Origin of the sequence: Kosakonia sp. S42, from assembly GCF_016624785.1 — a bacterium.
GTDB classification, from domain to species: Bacteria; Pseudomonadota; Gammaproteobacteria; order Enterobacterales; family Enterobacteriaceae; genus Kosakonia; species Kosakonia cowanii.
This window is the reverse complement of the sequence record NZ_JACVTW010000081.1, coordinates 1-962: the sequence shown is the minus strand read 5'-3', so window position 1 is coordinate 962 and position 962 is coordinate 1. Positions and strand designations below refer to the sequence as shown.

General features: G+C 45.9%; 1 protein-coding gene. It reads left to right on the top strand.

The window, feature by feature from the left end; translation table 11 throughout:
- Positions 1-401 precede the first annotated feature (401 nt).
- Positions 402-797 carry a relaxosome protein TraM gene (locus tag IAE50_RS25640; protein WP_200581689.1) on the top strand — a complete coding sequence of 132 codons (396 nt, stop codon included), beginning with the start codon at positions 402-404 and terminating at the stop codon, positions 795-797.
- Positions 798-962 lie beyond the last annotated feature (165 nt).

Here is a 962-nt window from a genome sequence, read left to right as displayed (position 1 = left end):
CCCACGCAAGACTTCGTCTTGCAGATTTTTCCTTTGGAATCAGGTTGTTGTGTCTTTTAAATTGTGCAGTTTTTAGAGTAAAACCAAAAGTATCGTACAATCCGACACTATAATGTCGTAGGTTCAGGATACATATATCGGAGGATTGTATTACCTGTTAGTGTCGGTATGTCGCAGGTTTATCGCAGGAATGTGGATATTCTTTAAAACCATTGCGATAGATATCGCACAGTGTCACACTAATGCTGCATTAGTGCTGCTTACGAACACCTGTATAAACCAGATTCCAGCCGGAATCGGTTTTTTCTGCCAGCACACAGCCATTGCATGACCACCGGCTTTTAACATCAGACATTGCTCCGTAGTGTCGCCTACGACACTACCGAAACTCAGGAATTAATATGGGAAGAATAGGCGTTTACCTGAAAGATAAAATTGAGCGGGAAGTGCGTGATATTGTTCAGAAAGAATTAAATAACGGCGCGTCCCCGGCAGAAGTCAGCGTGTCTTCAACCTGCAATGAACTTATTCGCCTCGGGCTTCTGGTTTATAAAAACAATGATTCAGACGGGCCTAAGTTCGATCTTGAGGGCTACCGGCGCGACCTGATAATGAAAGCCAGCGGTAGCCGTGAGGGTATTATGATTCTTACCGCGCTGGTTTGTGAGATGTACGTACAGAGCAAAGGAAATGACGCGCAAATTAGTCTTGAAGACCTGATTAATCAGAGCATTTCAGCAATTAATCAGGCCGAGACAGCAACCGAAGCCCATCACTTCCTGACCAACGAAGAATAACAATCTGACCGGCAATGCCGCCGGCCAGAACTGTCACGATTACTCCGGTTTATTCCACGGAAGCGGTACATCCTCCGCTTCCGATAATTTCTCCCTGAGATACCACTCAAATGCCATGCACAGCACTTTAAGCGCCTGCGCATCCTCGTTCTGGTCGAGAAGACG

Excerpts from the sequence above, each read along its gene's own strand:
- IAE50_RS25640 (WP_200581689.1), top strand. The coding sequence starts at position 402 with ATGGGAAGAATAGGCGTTTACCTGAAAGATAAAATTGAGCGGGAAGTG.